Source organism: Paenibacillus sp. FSL K6-2393 (assembly GCF_038002545.1).
Lineage (GTDB): Bacteria > Bacillota > Bacilli > Paenibacillales > Paenibacillaceae > Paenibacillus.
In genome coordinates, this window is the sequence record NZ_JBBOCU010000001.1 from 592,273 (window position 1) to 610,266 (window position 17,994).

Sequence of the window (17,994 nt, forward strand, 5' to 3'; positions counted from 1 at the left end):
TGCGCTTGTTGTTAGGTGAATTGAATGTTAGCTATCTACGAAGAAAACTCACATGGATGTATCTGAGAATCCATCTCATTTTACATTGTGTAACATGAACAGGCCCATACTCAAAACACACTGTATAATGTAATCCCCGCCCAAAGCGATATAGTATTATCTAACAAGCAAAACCTGTTACGTTCGTGTATATAAACCTCCCATTCAGCCTTGGTGTGTAATGAAAATAACTTCCACAAAGGAGAATGCCCATGTCCTCCGCACCCTCAGCTACAGTCCCCGAAGCCTGCCATATTGATGTAGATCATGTGTCCGTTGTTTTTGGCACAGGTACACAACAGGTCACTGCTTTGTCGGATGTTACATTCCAGATCCAGTCCAATGAGTTTGTCTCTCTGCTGGGCCCTTCCGGCTGCGGCAAGTCGACCTTGCTCCGGCTGGTGGGTGATCTACTTCAACCTACCTCAGGCAACGTACGCATTGCAGGTCAGGAGCCTGAGCGGGCCCGGCTACAGCGACAGTTCGGCATTGTCTTCCAGACACCAGCCTTGTTCGATTGGCGCACCGTTCGTCACAATGTGGAATTGCCCTTGGAACTGCTGGGTACCCGCCGTAAGGAGTGCCGCCGCATTAGTAGTGAACTGCTTGAAATGGTAGGACTAACTCGCTTCGCCGACCATTATCCATGGCAACTCAGTGGAGGGATGCAGCAACGTGTATCCATTGCACGAGCCCTTGCGCTTGATCCGCCATTGCTGCTCATGGATGAACCCTTTTCCGCCCTGGACGAATTCACCAAAGAAAAACTTCAATTGGAGCTGCTTGAGATCAAGCGCTCAACAGGCAAGACCTTCCTCTTTGTCACACACAGCATCCCCGAAGCCGTATTTCTGTCCGACCGGATCATCGTACTCTCGGCGCATCCGGGGCAAGTGCACTCCATTCATTCTGTTAATCTGCCTTCTGACCGCCATAGTGAACTGAGAGAAACGGAAGCTTTCTACCACATGATCACAACCATTCGCAATTGCTTCTACGAGGAGCGTGATGAATCTCATGTCCCTGAGGTTCTTTAAACCAGGATATCGATCTTGGATCGTCATCTGGATTGTATCCGTATTGATGCTGTGGGAAGGAATCGCCTGGATGCTCCAACTGTTCCTGTCACCCCAGCAGGCGGCGTCTCGCCTTCCTTATCTGCATGATGTCCTTGTAGCCTTGTTTCGTTACTCGGGTACGCTGGCAGAGCAGGGGGCTGTCACCTTTGGCAATGCAGCCATTGGTTTTGCAGGGGGAACGCTGCTTGGTCTGGGTCTGGCTCTACTCATGAGTGGGGCTATCTGGCTGGAGCGCACGTTATCGCCATATGTTGTCTCCTCACAGATGGTTCCGGTTATTGGTCTCGCACCAATCGTGTACGGCATCATCCACAACGCGGAGTGGGCCCGAATTGTTATGGCGGCGTATGTCACCTTCTTCCCGATCATTATCCATACGTTAAAAGGATTGAAAAGTGCAGCACCAGAGCATCTGGAACTTATGCGTTCCTGTGGAGCTTCACTGACCGCACGATATATCAAATGTCTGCTGCCCTCAGCACTACCGGGACTATTTTCTGGTATGAAAATAGCTGCTCCGCTCGCGGTGACTTCCTCCATCGTTGTGGAATTGATGGGCGCTCCCGACGGACTCGGCGTCCTGATGGTCAGTTCGTTATATTACGGCCATGCCCAAGTTGGCATGTTCTGGGCCACCATCATGCTTAGCATTGGCATTGGCCTGATCTCGTATCTGGTCATCAGTCTGGCTGAACGTTGGCTAACCCCCTGGCAGCCTGAGTTCAGGGCCAAAGGAGGTGATGCCACATGAGTGAAGGTAGAGTTTTGCAACGGAAGCGTGATGAAGGTGTGGCAATTGCTGCTGTAACTGGAGCAGCTACGCCCCTCACGGGTTCACAGGTGACATCTGCCCCTGGATCGGAAATTCATGGACAACAGGGACAAGCCGAAAAGGCCAGATCGGGAACCAGCGTTCGCGGGCGCTCAATTGTACTGAGCATGCTTCCTTGGGGGGCAGGTGTGATGTTTCTCGCTCTCTGGCAGCTCAGGCTGTTTCATTGGATATTCTCGCTGGAAAGCTACCAACTGCCTGTGCCTTCCGCGATTGCGGCATCGATACAGGAAAATGCTAATATGCTCTTTCGTTATGCGGTGTACAGCGGAGCCGAAATGCTGGGAGGTTTCTTGCTCGGCTCACTGCTCGGCGCTCTGGCAGCGGCAGGTGCATCGTTCTTCCCAACAAGCGGCAGGGCGGCGGTTACGGTTCTGTCTGCACTGAACGCTGTTCCGATCGTGGCTCTTGCCCCAATTATGAACAATTGGTTTGGAGACGGGATCTGGTCCCGTATTGCTGTTGTCACGGTGATTACGATGGCAGCAATGGCTGTCAGCCTGTTCAAAGGACTGACTTCCATTCAGCCGCAGTACAGTGATCTGCTGAGTGGCCTTGCTGCGAGCAGGATGCAGTTTTTTTGGAAACTAAGACTGCCTCACGCGCTGCCTTCCCTCTTTGCAGGACTGAAGATCAACATGTCCACCAGTATTATCGGGGCCATTGTGGGTGAATTTTTCATAGCCTCACAAGGGCTCGGATACTTGCTCTCGGATCAGATTCGACTGGCGAACATGCCCTTGGCCTGGTCCTGCATTGTCATCGCCGCCGCGCTCGGTATTGTGTTGTATGAAGCGGTTGTCCTGGCAGAAAAACGACTCATTCCGTGGAATCGTGCACGCACAGATCACTAACGTACATCAGGGTAACAACCATAGATTCATAGATCGTAATACCTGATTGAAAAATCGTATATAAACAGGGGGTTGTTCTGTACATGTACAAAACGTTGAAGCCGGGTTTGCTGGTATTGGTCCTGTTGGTTGTTACGATGCTGGGCGCATGTTCTACGAAGTCCGAGCCGGCTACTGAGCCTGTTGCTGCGAGTTCAGGAGGAGCGGGCGAAGCAGATCAACCTTTAACCAAAGTGAAAATCCAACTGAAATGGGTGCCTCAGGCGCAATTTGCCGGGATTTACGCAGCGAAGGAAAAAGGTTTTTTTGCAGATGAAGGCATTGATGCCGAGATTATTCCAGGTGGGCCGGATATCGTGATTGAGCAGCAGGTGGTCAATGGCGCGGCCGATGTGGGGATCACGGGAGTAGACAGTCTGTTGGTCAGCCGGGATAACGGTCTGCCGCTCGTCTCGCTCGCCCAGATCTCACAGAAGAGCAGTTATCGCTTGATTGCCAAGAAGTCTCTAGGTATTACCGATCCCGCTCAGATGAAAGGAAAAAAGGTCAGTACCTGGTTCGGCAGTCAGCAGTTTCAGGTGCTCGCGTTCATGGAGAAGAATGGCCTGGATCCAAAGAAAGACATTGAACTGGTGAAGCAGGGGTTCACGATGGATCAGTTTTTCAATGATCAGGTAGATGTGGCGACGGCAACGATCTACAACGAATATCACGTGGTGCTGGAAAGTGGAACAAAAGAATCCGATCTGGATGTATTCAACATTGAAGATGCCGGTGTTGGCATGCTGGAGGATACGCTGATTGCCAAGAAGGAATGGGTAGACAGCAACCGTGAGCTTGCGGTTAAAGTGACCCGTGCCATTTTGAAAGGCTGGAACTACGCCATTGATCAACAGGATGAGACGGTGGATATCGTGATGAGTAATGTGACGGAGGGCAGCACCACTCGTGAACATCAGGTCACGATGCTCGAAGAGATTGCAAAGCTGATTCGCCCGGAAGGATTTACGGAGCAGCAAGTCGGTAGTTTTGTGGATGAGTCATTTACCCGAACTGCGGATATTGCACTGAATTATGGTTTGATCAAAAAAGCCGCAAATCTGGATGAGGCGCTGGAGAAAAGCATCTATGAAGAAGCGGTGAAATAAGCGTTGAGGAGGATGACGAATGAGTTCTGTAGATCAGCAGCCGCAGCCGCTTGGCGGTACGAAGGAAGAATGGCTGGAGAAGGATCGCAAATACGTGTGGCATCACATCTCGCCTCATAACGATCATCCGATGATTGCAGTAAGCGGGGAGGGCAGCTGGATCACCGATCAGGATGGTACACGTTATCTGGATGCGATGTCCGGACTCTGGTGTGTGAATGTGGGGCATGGGCGGGAGGAGATTGCGAGAAGTGCCTACGAACAAATGAAAGCACTCGCTTATGTCCCGATGACGCAGAGTCACGAACCGGCGATTTTGCTGGCGGAGAAGCTGAATGACTGGCTGGAGGGGGAATATCGAATATTCTTCTCCAACTCGGGTTCAGATGCAAATGAGGTGGCTTTCAAAATAGCCCGTCAGTATCACCATCAGAATGGTGAGCCTACTCGGCACAAATTCATCTCCCGTCACCGTGCCTATCACGGCAACTCCATGGGCGCGCTGGGCGCGACCGGGCAAGCCGCTCGCAAGATCAAGTACGAGCCGCTCGGCGTAGGTTTCTCTCATGTTCCGCCACCGTATTGTTACCGCTGTCCGTTTGGACGGAACAAAGATGGATGCGGACTCGAATGTGCAACCATCTATGAAGAGGTGATTCGTTGGGAAGGTCCTGAGACGGTTGCCGCAGTAATTATGGAGCCGGTGATCACAGGAGGCGGCATGATTGTGCCCCCGCCGGATTATATGCGCACCGTGCAAGAGATCTGTCAGCGCTATGGAGTGCTGCTCATTGTAGATGAGGTAATCTGCGGTTTTGGCCGCTCGGGGCAGAAGTTTGGTCATCAGAACTATGGCGTACAGCCAGATATTGTAACGATGGCAAAAGGCATGACCAGTGCTTATTCGCCGCTCTCAGCAACGGCCGTGCGAGCCGATCTGTATGACACGTTCCGGGAACCCGGACCGGATGCCCATTTTCGCCATGTGAATACCTTTGGCGGGAATCCCGTTTCCTGCCGGGTGGCACTGACGAATCTGGAGATTCTGGAACGAGAGAATTTGGTCAGCCGCGCGGAGGAACTGGGTTATCTGCTTCGTGAGAAGCTGGAACCTTTGCTAGAGCTGTCCATTGTGGGGGATATCCGTTCATTCGGATTCGCCTGTGGGGTGGAATTGATTGAAGCAGATGGTTCTCCTGCGGAAGCGGATAAAGTAATGAAGGTGCTCGCCAGTTGTAAAAGGGATGGCATTCTGATTGGCAAGAACGGTGATACCGTGCCGGGGTTTGCAAACATTTTGACGATCTCCCCACCGTTTGTAACCACCGAGGAAGAGCTGGATCTGATCGCGGGTAGCTTGCTCGTTGCACTACGTAGTCTGGACGCAGGTTAGTTGCCATAGATGGATAATACACAGGTACGACAGACGTTTACGGTTTAGCAAGCGAGCTGGAGATTTTCATATCATTACGCGATAAATAAGCGAAAGGAGGCGAGGGAGGATGCAGACCACAACAGGCAAACTCATTAATGAGCTTCGGTTGAATGAACGAATTGAGCAGTTATCACGCATTGGCCGAATCGCGGAGACGGGTGTCTGCCGACTTGCCCTGACCCCGGAAGATATGGACGGCATCATTCAGGTTCGTCTCTGGATGGAAAAGGCCGGTCTGACGACACGACTTGATGCCTTCGGCAATCTGATTGGTCGTCTGGAAGGCGCGGATCAGGCGCAGCCGATCCTCATGATTGGTTCCCATATCGACTCTCAGCCCTATGGCGGTCGATATGATGGAGCGATTGGTGTGCTCGGCGCACTCGAAGCGGTGCAATGCCTGATCGAAAATGGCATTCAGCCCCGTATGCCGATTGAGGTGATTGCTTTTTGCGATGAAGAGGGTTCCCGTTTTAACAAAGGCCTGTTCGGCTCACGTGGCATAACCGGTCAGTTGGAAGAAGGCGAACTGGATCGGCAGGATAAAAACGGAGTGACCCGCCGGGAGGCACTGGAAGCCTTCGGCTGTTCTCCTTCGGATTTTGAAGAAGCGATCTATCCGCCAGGTTCCATCGGCAGTTATCTGGAGCTGCACATTGAGCAGGGGCCTGTACTGGAAGCACTCAATGCTCCTGTGGGTCTGGTGACGGGCATCTCGGGCCCGCTATGGCTTACGGTGACGATGAAAGGTATGGCGGGTCATGCTGGCTCCGTTCCAATGGCAATGCGACATGATGCTTTGGTAGGCAGCGCCAAAGTCATTGCGGCTTTTGACGACATGGTGAGAGAAGACCCGGAAGCTCCAACCGTAGGTACGGTGGGTAGTCTGAGGGTGTTTCCAGATTCGCGGAATATCATCCCGGAGGAAGTCAGTTTCACGGTTGATTTACGAGATATGCAGATGGAGCGCAGGAACCGGCTTGAAGCCCGATTGATGAACATTTTGGATGACGTGAGTTCCCGATATGGTCTAACCTACTCGCTGACAGAGGATACGAACAGTGAGCCGCGGTATTGTGCAGAGCCAATCATGTCGGTGATTCGTTCAGCCGCGGAAGAGATCGGGGTTACTTTGCCAGAACTGATGAGTGGTCCGTTCCATGATGCGTTGGCCCTTTCTTTTGTGTGTGATTATGGCATGATCTTTGTCCGCAGCAAGGACGGCATCAGTCATCATCCCAGCGAATATTCCTCCCCGGAGGATATTGGATTGGGTACGGAAGTATTGTATCGCACTATTCGGAGGATGTGCAGTGGAGAGAATGGACCAACCATTTTACCTGAGGAGGCGTTGTGACGTTATGGGCAAAATTAGCATCGGATTAATCCAGGCTTCTCATGAGATTGAAGGTTCGGCTCCCGTTGAGGTACACAAAGAAGCTGCGGTTCAGAAGCACATAACGCTGGTCCGTGAAGCTGCTGCACGAGGGGCCAAGATCATCGGATTGCAGGAAGTATTCTATGGCCCGTACTTTTGCACAGAGCAGAATCCAAAATGGTATGCATCCGCTGAACCGGTGCCGGAAGGGCCAACGACCAGACGTTTTCAGGAACTGGCGAAGGAACTTGCGGTGGTGATTATTTTGCCGGTGTATGAGGTGGAGGGCATTGCTTCGTATTACAATACGGCAGCTGTCATTGATGCAGATGGTTCATATCTGGGCAAATACCGCAAACATCATATCCCGCATGTGGAAGCAGGTGAGGGTACAAATGGGTTCTGGGAAAAGTATTATTTCAAACCAGGTAACCTCGGGTTTCCGGTTTTTGATACGGCCTACGCCAGAGTCGGCGTGTACATCTGTTATGATCGTCATTTTCCGGAAGGCGCACGATTGCTCGGGTTGGCGGGGGCAGAGATTGTTTTCAATCCTTCAGCTACGGTTGCGGGTACATCGGAATATCTGTGGAAACTGGAACAGCCCGCTCACGCGGTAGCTAACGGCTATTATGTAGCGGCCATCAACCGGGTTGGCGTGGAAGCGCCATGGAATATGGGTGAATTTTATGGACAGTCGTACCTGGTGGATCCGCGAGGCAGGATGGTAGCGATCGGCAGCCGGGATCAGGATGAGGTCGTCATTGGCGAGATGGATACGGAGATGATTCGTGAGGTGCGTAATGTGTGGCAGTTCTACCGCGATCGCAGGCCGGAAACGTACGAACATCTGGTTAGTTTGTAAAAGTAGCTGGAAACTAGCCCGGATCAAACTTCAGGAGGTGCATGACATTGATGAACAGCTCAGGAACAACGTTATCCGATTATGGGTGGGAGAGTCGTTTTGCCGAGATGAAACCCGCCATGACAGGTAAGGAAGCGATGGAGGAATCAAACCGCTGTCTGTACTGTTACGATGCACCTTGTATCAAGGCCTGTCCAACCGACATTAATATTCCTTCTTTTATTAGCAAAATATCAACAGGGCACCTGAAAGGATCGGCCCGCACCATCATGGATGCAAATCCGGTTGGAGCCAGCTGCGCACGTGTATGTCCCACGGAAGAGCTGTGTGAAGGCGCATGTGTGCTAAACGAATCGTCAAAGCCGATTCAGATTGGTGACTTGCAGCGTTATGCCACCGACTGGGCACGGGCGAAGAATGAGCCGTTATTCCAGGCAGCACCTGCCAATGGGAGAAATGTTGCTGTTGTGGGAGCAGGTCCTGCGGGACTGTCGGCTGCACGTGAACTGGGGCGTGCAGGGTATGAGGTGACGATCTATGAAGCCAAACCCAAAGGCGGTGGGCTGAATACGTACGGCATCGTATCCTTCCGTCTGCCCGAATCGGTTGCGCTATGGGAAGTGGAGCAGGTAGAAGCGCTTGGTGTACAGATCCGTTATGGGGTGCGCATTGGTGTGGATATCCCTGCTTCGCAGTTACTGGAGCAGCATGAAGCGGTCATTCTGGCCTGTGGCATGGGTTCAGTACCTATGATAGGCATTGAAGGGGAAACCCTGGAAGGTGTGTATGATGCGATTGAACTGGTGGAGTCTACCAAGCAGGGTGTTCCGCCCGCGCTGAATGGTCTGAAGGTTGCCGTTATTGGCGCGGGCAATACGGCGGTAGATGCAGCGACCTGTTCGGTACGTCTTGGTGCCGAGCGGGTGCAGATGTTATATCGACGCGGGGAAAGCCAGATGACGGCGTATGCGTTTGAATATACTTTTGCCAAGCAGGAGGGTGTGGAGTTCCGCTGGTTTACGATGCCGCAGCGTATTATTGGAGACGAGAACGGTCGGGTTCAGGCTGTGGAATGCGTGAAAATGGAGCTGATTACCCCGCTTGGTGGTGGGCGCGCGTTGCCTGTGCCTGTGGAGGGATCGGAGTTCACGATTGAATGTGATACGGTCATTCGGGCGATTGGGCAGCATCGTTTATTACCATTAATCGAAGAGTTCGGGCTGCGTCACCACTGGGGCGTCGTTGAGATTGAGCCGCATACGTACCGTACCTCGCATCCTCAGATCTATGCGGCAGGCGATGTTATTTTTGGTCAGGGCCCGGGTGAGGCGATGGTTGTCTCGGCCGCACAGCAGGGTAAGCTGGCTGCTGCCGCAGTCATGAAGGCATTCCCTGGACAGGTGGAAGAGACGGCGTGAGCAGTGAGGGAGACAAAGAAAAGTGGAGATTACACGGAAAGCGTGCAATGAAAGGGTGTAAGGAGAGAGTACGGGTGTGAGAGCGCAAGGGGATCGCGAGAGTGATAAGGAATAAAGTTGAGCAAGAGGTGTGGATGTGCTTCAAATTCTCGTGTTCCTGACGCGCTAACGAACCTTACACACCTTATAGTGGCAATTATGGAGGATTGGAAAATCTAAGGAATCTCACACGTCTTATTTTGATAAAAATCGTTGAAATGAAGCCGAAATGAGCTGATACAGCAATATAAGCTTTCTACGATTCGTTAGATTTTGAAAGTCCCGCAAATGAGTCCAATAAGAGCTGTATAGTTCGTTAGAATTTAGTTGCGTGCTATCTAGAACCTATTACTACGCAGAGATCCTGAGCACGACCAAATATCCAATACAACGATATACATTGAACTAAACATTTACACGAAACGGAGAGGACAGAAAGAACCTGAAGAAACGGAGTTAAAAGCTTTCTGAAGGAAAGCTGCATCGGAAGCATAAGCTCGCCTTTATCCCCGGATTTTCCCTTTCGGAAAAGGGAATCAAAAAAATCTGGGGATAACAGCGATTGGAAGGTTATTCTGTCATCGTAGTGTCAGTGTAAATAATCTTTAGTTCAACTTATATAGTAAGTTCAAACAACACCAAGGAGGGATCGTTATGGCTGACTTATCCATTAATCTGGCAGGTATTCGATCACCCAATCCATTTTGGCTGGCTTCTGCACCACCGACCAATACGGGATATCAGGTTCAGCGTGCATTCGAAGCGGGTTGGGGTGGTGCGGTGTGGAAGACGCTGGGTGAGCCAATTATCAATACATCCTCGCGTTTCGCGGCGGTCCATTTTGGTGGACAGCGGGTGGCGGGGTTTAACAATATTGAATTGATATCCGATCGTCCGCTGGAAGTGAACCTGCGGGAGATTGCCGAGACCAAGAAGCGATTCCCGGATCGTGCGGTTGTCGCTTCACTGATGGTGGAACCTACGCGGGAGAAATGGCATGAGATTGTGAAAAAGGTGGAAGCCGTCGGCGTCGACGGGCTGGAGCTGAACTTTGGTTGCCCGCACGGCATGGCCGAACGTGGTATGGGAGCCGCCTCTGGTCAGCAACCTGACCTCGTAGAACTCCAGACGATGTGGGTGAAGGAAGTGGCAACCACACCGGTGATCGTGAAGCTTACGCCGAATATCACGGATATTACGGCAACCGCCCGGGCAGCAGTACGAGGTGGCGCGGATGCGATCTCCCTGATCAATACCATTAACTCTCTCGCAGGTGTGGATCTGGATTCGTGGAATACCGTGCCCCATGTGGGCGGCAAAGGAGCACATGGCGGTTATTGTGGCCCAGCGGTGAAGCCCATTGCACTGAACATGGTTGCCGAGTGCGCCCGTAATCCGGAGGTGGGTGTGCCGATCTCGGGTATTGGTGGCATATCCGACTGGCGTGATACGGCAGAGTTTCTGCTCATGGGTGCTACAGGGGTTCAGGTATGTACCGCAGCGATGCATCATGGATTCCGCATTGTGGAGGACATGATTGATGGGCTGAACGATTATTTGGATGAAAAGGGTCTGAGCAGCGTTGCAGAACTGGTAGGTCAGACGGTTCCGCGTTACTCCGATTGGGGCAATCTCGATCTGAACTACAAAGTCGTCGCCCGCATCAACCGTGATATCTGCATCAATTGCAACAAATGCCATATTGCTTGTGAGGACACCTCGCATCAGTGTATTGATATGTTGACCGACCCGTCCGGCTCCTATCTGGAAGTGGTGGAAGAGGACTGTGTTGGCTGTAATCTGTGTTCGATCGTTTGCCCGGTGGATGGGGCGATTGACATGGTTGAACTTGTACCTGAGCAGGAACCTGTAACCTGGAATGAACGTCAGTCTGCGATTGCCATTTTGCAATCCGTTAGAGATCAATCAACCAAGGAGGCGATATCATGAGTACCCGCAAATTGATTCGTAATGGTGTGTTGGTCACAGCGTCAGATACCTTTGAAGCAGATATTTTGATCGAAAAGGGTAAAATCACACAGATTGGCATCGGACTGGTGCCTGACGAACGAACGGAAATTGTGGATGCAACGGGCTGTTACGTCATTCCGGGCGGGATCGACCCGCATACGCATCTGGATATGCCATTTGGTGGAACGGTAACGGCGGATGATTTTGCGACGGGAACAACAGCGGCAGCCTTTGGTGGTACAACGACGATCATTGATTTCTGCCTGACACAAAAAGGCCGCCCGTTAATCGAATCCCTCCAGGAGTGGCATGCCAAAGCCGAGGGTAAGGCCGCCATTGACTACGGTTTCCATCTCATGATTGGGGAGATGAACGATCAGGTGCTGGAAGAGTTACCGCAGATCATTGAAGAAGAGGGTGTGTCATCCTTTAAGGTGTTCATGGCGTATAAAAATCAGTTTCAAGCCGATGACGGGATTCTCTTCCAGACGTTGCAAAAGGCGAAAGAATACGGCGCACTCGTCATGGTCCATGCCGAGAACGGGGATGTCATTGACCTGCTGGTTCGACAGGCGCTCGCCGAAGGGCGAACGGAGCCGATCCATCATGCGTTGACTCGTCCATCCATGCTGGAGGGAGAAGCGACAGGCCGGGCGGCACGTCTGGCTGCACTTGCGGATTCACAGTTGTATGTGGTGCATGTGACCTGTGCGGAGGCTGTGGAGCAGATTGCGCGTATGCGTGAAATGGGTTACCGAATCTGGGGGGAGACCTGTCCTCAGTATTTGACGTTGGATCAGTCGATCATGGATCAGCCAGACTTTGAGGGTGCAAAGTATGTTTGGTCACCACCGCTGCGGGAGGCAGCTCATCAGGAAGTGTTGTGGAATGCATTGAAAAGCGGTCAGTTGCAGACGATCGGCTCCGATCATTGTTCGTTTAATTTCAAAGGGCAGAAGGATCTGGGTAAGGATGATTTCAGTAAAATTCCGAACGGCGGGCCTGTCATCGAAGATCGCCTCAGCATTCTGTATTCGGAAGGTGTAGTCAAGGGGCGGATTACACTCAATCAGTGGGTCGATCTATGTTCGACAAGAGCGAGCAAGTTATTTGGATTATTTCCGCAGAAAGGGACTCTGGCTGTAGGGACAGATGCCGATATCGTTATTTTTGACCCATCTGTAAACAGGGTGATCTCGGCAGATACGCATCATATGAATGTGGATTACAGTGCATTTGAAGGTATGCAGGTACAGGGTTGTCCGGTGACGGTGTTGTGCCGCGGGGAGTATGTCATTCGAGATCGGCAGTATGCGGGAACAGCAGGGGCAGGCCAATATGTGAAGCGCAACAAGTATGATGCAGGCGCACCTATACCGATGAAACAGCCTGTGACGGCAGTGAATGGAGGGAGAAGCTGATGTCGGATCATGATGTGTTTGAGGCCGAGAGGATCGCCATAGAGCGAATGGTTGCACAGGGTTATCGGATCTATGCGGTACGGGAACATCTGGAGGGTGCTCACGTCATATGGGGGCACCCGGATCTTCCCGAAGAGAAACAAGAGCAATACGTGGGCACGGCGTCTGGACGGAAGTGGTTCAGTCACATCCTGATTCGCCAGCTTCAGGAACAACGGGGAGCGTAGACCATGCTGAAGCTTTTCATGCGATCGGGCCGTGTACGTATTCATAGGCATAGAGTGCAAGTTCGATCGCTACCCGCTTCTCTGGGAGGATATAGTCTTCTCCCAAAAGGACTTCGATTTTGTCCAACCGGTGATACAGGGTCTGTCTGACGATATATAGAGCGGTGGCGGTCTCTTGCTTGGAGCAGCACAGGACCAAATATTGCTTGAGCGTGCGAAGCAGCTGACCTCCTTTTTCTACATCGTAACGGATGAGCGGCCCCAGATATTCTTCGATGAAATCATCCAGATTGCCACTCTGCTTCATACTGGCGATGATGCGGTAACAATGAAGATTACTGTAAAAGGGCTGTTGCATCACACCGATGTCCTTCTGGATTCGCAGTGTCTCCTTCGCAGAATCCAGGCTGTCCTTGAGACGGGAGAGGTCCGTGCAGCTATGACCGATACCGATCAGGCCTGAGAATAGGCAGTGGGTCTGTTCCTGCTCGTGCTGCTGCAGCTGTTCGATGCAGCGCCAGAGACTGCTTTTGCGCTGAGATCCAGGGAGTGGGTCGAGAATGATAAGAATGATCTGGTGGTTCAGAACGGTACTGTAGAGGGTGAAGTTCTCCCGAGTGAACACGGAACGGGCAACGATGTTGCGTTGGATCAATAATTTCTGAAGTTTGAGGCTGTCTGTGTACGCGGGGTTGCTGTCGAATAAGATTATGGTGGCTTTGCTCGTTGCAAGAAGGGGATTAACGGTAGATACATAAACATGGATTTCCTTCGTGGAGTGATGTCCGTTAAGCCAGTCAATGACCCACATATCTTCCTTGTAGCGGCGTTTTTCTTCCATGTATTTGGTTCGCATCCAGTCCTGGGCAATCGCGGCCGCGCAACGTTCCAGTGCCTGAATGATGAATTCATCTGAGGGTTTGATCGGTATGCTTGAATCGTGATCCGGCAGCTTCTGATGCATGAGTACAAGATCGGCAAAGGTGTAGTCTAACGCTCGAACAGGCATGCTGAACGCATGCAATATGTTATCTGACAGCCGCATTAAATTCGGAATATCCTCTCCCGCCAAATGTTCCCGCTGCAAAAACCAATCCTGCCGACGAGTCTCCAGCTCCTCTGGAGGGCAGTAGGGAACGGCACTTGCTTCCCCTTCAAGTGGATATAATGCCACGGCACATCCGGTTGTTCGTGACAATAATCGAAGCAGAGGTTGTACGCCATCTCCATTCAGAAGAAGCTGGTTAAATGAGGTGGTGAGACTATCGAGTTCAGCGATCATCCGCTGATGACTGCGAATCAGGGTGAAATGCAGATCTTGCGTAATATCAATATAACGGACTTGTTCGTGGAACCAGATCAACGGGAAATCCGCTGCGACTGCAATTTCCTTCATGGCACCGAGCTGCGACTTGGTGTGATCCCCCAGTTCCATACAGAGTCCGGCAGCCCCGCGTGCAATTAACTGACGCAGAAAAGACAGACCTTGCTGTTCACCTTCCTGCCAGCCAATGCCTGTCGTCAGTACCAATTCCCCGCCATTGAGCAAGTCCCCTACTTCAGGAACCTCCATAATATGAACCCAGCGAACATACCGCTCCAGTGCACGATCACTGGCCAAAACTTCCGCCTTGCGAAACACGGGACGTTTTAACATGTCTCTGACTTGAATATGAAGCGTTGTCTCCCCCACACAACCACCATCCTTCCCCAATCACATGTGATCTATCTGGAGTCTGGAATCCGTCAACTTGCATAATTAATCCATATTATAAGTCGATTTACAGACGATGAGCTGAAATCTGACGTTCATTTGTTTCAAATGACAATCGAGACTATTCTTTTTGTAATTTTGATTAAAATGAATTGTTTATATGTCATTCTATGTGACATTATTTCGACTCAAATAAAAAAGCCCCTTAGCATCACATCGGAATTCAATCATTCCAATATGGGCTAAGGGGCGAGAAGCTAAATATTATAGTTTGTATTTAAGTTGTACTCAAATCTTTACATGAGCACGACTAACTACTTCTTAATCTTCGATTCTTTTCTTTTTAAATTTCATCAGGAACTCATATACAATCGGTACGATAACCAGCGTGAGCAACGTGGAGCTGATCAGACCGCCGATTACGGTAATTCCCAATCCTTTGGAGATGATACCGGCACTCTCTTCGAGGCCCGTAACCAGTGGCAACAGGGCACCGATGGTCGCGAGAGCGGTCATCAAAATTGGACGCAGACGAGTTGCACCGGCTTCCAGCAAGGCTTCACGGGTAGGCATACCCTCTTTTTCCTTGTGAATAACACGGTCGATCAACACGATGGCGTTGGTGACCACGATACCGATGAGCATCAGTCCACCCATCATGGCGGAGACATCAAGCGTACCACCAGCGATGAACAGACCTACCATAATACCGATAACCGTAAATGGCAGGGAGAACAGGATTGCGAATGGTGCCAATCCGCCGCCGAATGTAACAACGAGCACGAAGTATACAATGGCGATGGCCGCCAGCATGGCGAGACCCAGTTGAGTGAATGTATCATTAATCTGTTCAGTTGTACCGCCGAACTTCACTTCAACGCCATCAGGCAGATCCAGTTTGTCGATCTCAGCCTGTAAGTTACTCGAAGCTTTCGTTACATCCGAAGCCAAGATGTTGGCTGTAACTTGCACAACAACCTTACCATCAATTTGCATGATGGAGTTCGGGGACGTACCTTCTTCCACTTTGGCAACATCTTTGATTGGTACTTGGATGCCAAGCGGTGAAGTGACGGTTTCATCCTCAATTTCTTTAATGCTGCTGAATGTTTTATCGTCTGTCTCTACATATACTTTGTACGTTTTATTATCGATATCAACTTCCGTGAGCACAGGACGTTCCCGTGTCGGGCTCAGTGCCATAGCCAGTTGTCCTGCAGTCAGGCCCAAGGAACTTAGTTTCTCCTGATCTGCAACGAGCGTATACTGCCCGTAGGTGTCAGCAAGTGTTGTGTCTGCTTTTTCAAAATTATCCTTATCCGCTTCAACCAGTTTCAGAATTTCATCCGATACAGGTTTGAGTTGCTCTACATTATCGCCATAGATGGAGAGGCTCAGTCCGCTGCCACCCAGACCCCCGGACATATCAAGCTCACTCCAGGTTCCTACGCTAACTTCCTTCTTCAGACCTTCTACAAGCTGTTCCTTCACTTGAGTAAAGTCTTTCGTATCTTCGTTATATTCAATATAGAATAGAGCCGAGTTGGAACCACCGCCACCCATACTGCTCAGTGGATTACTTCCGCCGATGGAATATTGCATTTTCTCCAGACCCGGTTGTTCCAGCAACCACTTCTCGGCAACGAGTGCTTCTTTTTCTACATCTTCACGCAAAGCTCCGGTTTGTGGGCTGTACGTAATGGTCACATATTTATCTTGTTGTTCCGGCAAGAAGCTTGCACCGATGAACGGGTACAGGAATAAACTGCCGACCAGCAGGATCACTGCAATACTGACCGTGATGAGTTTGTGAGACAGTGTCCAGTTCAGCAGGCGTTTGTAACCTTCCGCCATTTTGCCTGGTTTTTCTTCATGATTCTGCTTATTCTTCAACCCTTTACGGAACAGGGTATGCGCGAGCATCGGCACAATGGTAATGGCAACGATCAGGGATGCCAGCAAAGCGAATACCATTGTCAGTGCAAATGGTGTGAATAGCTCACCAACCATACCGCTTACCAATGCCAGTGGCAGGAATACAGCAATTGTTACGATGGTGGAAGAAAGAATTGGAATGAACATCTCGCGAGTTGCTTCGCGGACCAGTTCACGGCCTTTCAATCTCTCGCCTTTGAGTGTTAATCTGCGGTAGATGTTCTCGATAACAACGATGGAGTCATCGACAACCCGTCCGATGGCAACCGTCATGGCACCCAGCGTCATCATGTTCAAAGTAATATCCATCATATTGAGCGCAGTCAATGCCATCAGCAAGGAGAGCGGGATCGAGATAATGGAGATAATGGTTGAACGAATATTACGCAGGAAGAGCAGGATGATCAGGATGGCAAACAAGGCGCCAAAAACGGCTTTGCCCAGCATCGTGTTCACCGAGTCCTGAATCGGCTTACCTTGGTCGAGCAGTACAGTCAAATCAGCATTTTTGAACTGCGATTGCAACTCTTCCGCTTTATCTTTGACTGCGTTAACGACATCAACCGTGTTGGCATCGTTGGATTTTACAATGGAAATACCAATCGATTCCTTGCCGTCTGTCCGGGAAATGGATTCTGCTTGACCGATGACTTCGATCTTGGCAATTTCACTTAATTTCACTGTAGGGATACCAGCTGCGTTGGCAGCGCCCGAAGGACTACCCAAGCCGGCATTACCGCCAGCAGCCTGGTCCGTTCCTTGTGAAGCACTTGGAGCGGTACCTTGACCTGCTTCGCCAGTTGGTGCTCCAGAGCCTTGTGGGGTTGCGCTTGCACCATTACCTGCAGAAGCGCCAGCACCGCCGGGTACGACTGGAATGGCAAGGTTTTTCAGATCATCGATGTCGACGATGTTTCCATCTATAACAACGGCCTTCTGGGATTTATCCAGTTCAAACAGTCCAAGGGGCACACGAATGGATGAACCTTGAACGATGCCGTTTACCGTATCTTCGGTCAGGCCCAGCTCGGCCATTTTGGCTTGGTCAAACTTCAATTGAACTTCTTTTACATATTGACCAGACACCTGAACCTGAGCTACACCGTCAATATCTTCGAGTGCAGGCTGAATATCCGATTCAACCAATCGTGTCAATTGCTCCAGGTCACCACCGTCCTTGTCGGACAGGCTTAGAGATACAACCGGGAAAGAGTTAATGCTGAACTTGGAAATGGTCGGCTTCTGCACGCTGTCAGGCAATTGAACTTCATTCAGTGCCTCACGAACGGTTGCAGTTGCGTTGGTCAGATCTGTTCCATAATCAAATTCGAGTGTAATGGATGCTGCATTCTCCATGGAAGTGGAGGTCACCGTCTTCACGCCATCTACATTACGTAGTTTTACTTCCAGCGGCTTCGTGACATCCTCAACAATTCCCTCCGGTGCAGCCCCCGGATCAATGGCAGTGACATTCAGAAACGGTACGTTGATGTTCGGGATTGTCTCTTGTTTCATCGTCAGTCCGCTGTACAGACCTGCAAAAGAGATGATAATTGTCAGAATCCAAATCGCAAACTTGTTGTTCAGTGAAAAATTAATAATACCTTTCATACGATGGTTTCTTCTCCTCTCTGTTTCT

The 17,994-nt window shown here is 50.8% G+C and carries 13 protein-coding genes; 11 read left to right on the top strand and 2 right to left on the bottom strand.

What is annotated here, in order from left to right; translation table 11 throughout:
• Positions 1 to 251 precede the first annotated feature (251 nt).
• The 11 genes from MHI14_RS02545 (at position 252) to MHI14_RS02595 (ending at position 12,706) form a co-directional block, all read left to right on the top strand.
• Positions 252 to 1,076, top strand: coding sequence for an ABC transporter ATP-binding protein (locus tag MHI14_RS02545; RefSeq protein WP_341129826.1), 825 nt, complete (start codon positions 252 to 254; stop codon positions 1,074 to 1,076).
• A complete protein-coding gene (locus MHI14_RS02550) occupies positions 1,057 to 1,869 on the top strand; it encodes an ABC transporter permease (RefSeq protein WP_091036204.1) in 813 nt (270 codons plus the stop codon). Before MHI14_RS02545 ends, MHI14_RS02550 begins: the two co-directional genes overlap by 20 nt.
• A complete protein-coding gene (locus MHI14_RS02555; RefSeq protein WP_249912692.1) occupies positions 1,866 to 2,804 on the top strand; it encodes an ABC transporter permease in 939 nt (312 codons plus the stop codon). The genes MHI14_RS02550 and MHI14_RS02555 overlap by 4 nt, the downstream gene beginning before the upstream one ends.
• Before the next feature lie 83 nt (positions 2,805 to 2,887).
• A complete protein-coding gene (locus MHI14_RS02560) occupies positions 2,888 to 3,952 on the top strand; it encodes an ABC transporter substrate-binding protein (protein WP_433582208.1) in 1,065 nt (354 codons plus the stop codon).
• Positions 3,953 to 3,971: 19 nt separating this feature from the next.
• Entirely contained in the window at positions 3,972 to 5,345 is a 1,374-nt protein-coding gene (locus MHI14_RS02565) for an aspartate aminotransferase family protein (RefSeq protein ID WP_341129827.1), read from the top strand.
• A 109-nt stretch (positions 5,346 to 5,454) separates the two neighbouring features.
• Positions 5,455 to 6,744, top strand: a complete 1,290-nt coding sequence (locus MHI14_RS02570) for a M20 family metallo-hydrolase (RefSeq protein ID WP_341129828.1) — start codon at positions 5,455 to 5,457, stop codon at positions 6,742 to 6,744.
• 4 nt (positions 6,745 to 6,748) lie between these two features.
• Positions 6,749 to 7,630, top strand: a complete 882-nt coding sequence (locus tag MHI14_RS02575; protein WP_289390531.1) for a nitrilase-related carbon-nitrogen hydrolase — start codon at positions 6,749 to 6,751, stop codon at positions 7,628 to 7,630.
• Between the two features lie 50 nt (positions 7,631 to 7,680).
• Positions 7,681 to 9,048 carry an NAD(P)-dependent oxidoreductase gene (locus MHI14_RS02580; RefSeq protein WP_341131667.1) on the top strand — a complete coding sequence of 456 codons (1,368 nt, stop codon included), beginning with the start codon at positions 7,681 to 7,683 and terminating at the stop codon, positions 9,046 to 9,048.
• A 693-nt stretch (positions 9,049 to 9,741) separates the two neighbouring features.
• Positions 9,742 to 11,037, top strand: coding sequence for an NAD-dependent dihydropyrimidine dehydrogenase subunit PreA (gene preA / locus MHI14_RS02585; protein ID WP_341129829.1), 1,296 nt, complete (start codon positions 9,742 to 9,744; stop codon positions 11,035 to 11,037).
• Entirely contained in the window at positions 11,034 to 12,479 is a 1,446-nt protein-coding gene (gene hydA, locus MHI14_RS02590) for a dihydropyrimidinase (RefSeq protein ID WP_133386117.1), read from the top strand. Before preA ends, hydA begins: the two co-directional genes overlap by 4 nt.
• Entirely contained in the window at positions 12,479 to 12,706 is a 228-nt protein-coding gene (locus MHI14_RS02595) for a hypothetical protein (RefSeq protein ID WP_062836929.1), read from the top strand. The genes hydA and MHI14_RS02595 overlap by 1 nt, the downstream gene beginning before the upstream one ends.
• A gap of 16 nt (positions 12,707 to 12,722) precedes the next feature.
• Here MHI14_RS02595 and MHI14_RS02600 read toward each other — a convergent pair whose 3' ends face one another.
• Positions 12,723 to 14,363, bottom strand: coding sequence for a PucR family transcriptional regulator (locus tag MHI14_RS02600; protein WP_341129830.1), 1,641 nt, complete (start codon positions 14,361 to 14,363; stop codon positions 12,723 to 12,725).
• A 378-nt stretch (positions 14,364 to 14,741) separates the two neighbouring features.
• On the bottom strand, positions 14,742 to 17,966 hold the full coding sequence (locus tag MHI14_RS02605; protein WP_341129831.1) for an efflux RND transporter permease subunit: 3,225 nt from the start codon (positions 17,964 to 17,966) through the stop codon (positions 14,742 to 14,744).
• Positions 17,967 to 17,994: the final 28 nt, after the last annotated feature.

Excerpts from the sequence above, each read along its gene's own strand:
- MHI14_RS02545 (WP_341129826.1), top strand. The coding sequence starts at position 252 with ATGTCCTCCGCACCCTCAGCTACAGTCCCCGAAGCCTGCCATATTGAT.
- MHI14_RS02550 (WP_091036204.1), top strand. The coding sequence starts at position 1,057 with ATGTCCCTGAGGTTCTTTAAACCAGGATATCGATCTTGGATCGTCATC.
- MHI14_RS02555 (WP_249912692.1), top strand. The coding sequence starts at position 1,866 with ATGAGTGAAGGTAGAGTTTTGCAACGGAAGCGTGATGAAGGTGTGGCA.
- MHI14_RS02560 (WP_433582208.1), top strand. The coding sequence starts at position 2,888 with ATGTACAAAACGTTGAAGCCGGGTTTGCTGGTATTGGTCCTGTTGGTT.
- MHI14_RS02565 (WP_341129827.1), top strand. The coding sequence starts at position 3,972 with ATGAGTTCTGTAGATCAGCAGCCGCAGCCGCTTGGCGGTACGAAGGAA.
- MHI14_RS02570 (WP_341129828.1), top strand. The coding sequence starts at position 5,455 with ATGCAGACCACAACAGGCAAACTCATTAATGAGCTTCGGTTGAATGAA.
- MHI14_RS02575 (WP_289390531.1), top strand. The coding sequence starts at position 6,749 with ATGGGCAAAATTAGCATCGGATTAATCCAGGCTTCTCATGAGATTGAA.
- MHI14_RS02580 (WP_341131667.1), top strand. The coding sequence starts at position 7,681 with ATGAACAGCTCAGGAACAACGTTATCCGATTATGGGTGGGAGAGTCGT.
- preA (WP_341129829.1), top strand. The coding sequence starts at position 9,742 with ATGGCTGACTTATCCATTAATCTGGCAGGTATTCGATCACCCAATCCA.
- hydA (WP_133386117.1), top strand. The coding sequence starts at position 11,034 with ATGAGTACCCGCAAATTGATTCGTAATGGTGTGTTGGTCACAGCGTCA.
- MHI14_RS02595 (WP_062836929.1), top strand. The coding sequence starts at position 12,479 with ATGTCGGATCATGATGTGTTTGAGGCCGAGAGGATCGCCATAGAGCGA.
- MHI14_RS02600 (WP_341129830.1), bottom strand. The coding sequence starts at position 14,363 with ATGTTAAAACGTCCCGTGTTTCGCAAGGCGGAAGTTTTGGCCAGTGAT.
- MHI14_RS02605 (WP_341129831.1), bottom strand. The coding sequence starts at position 17,966 with ATGAAAGGTATTATTAATTTTTCACTGAACAACAAGTTTGCGATTTGG.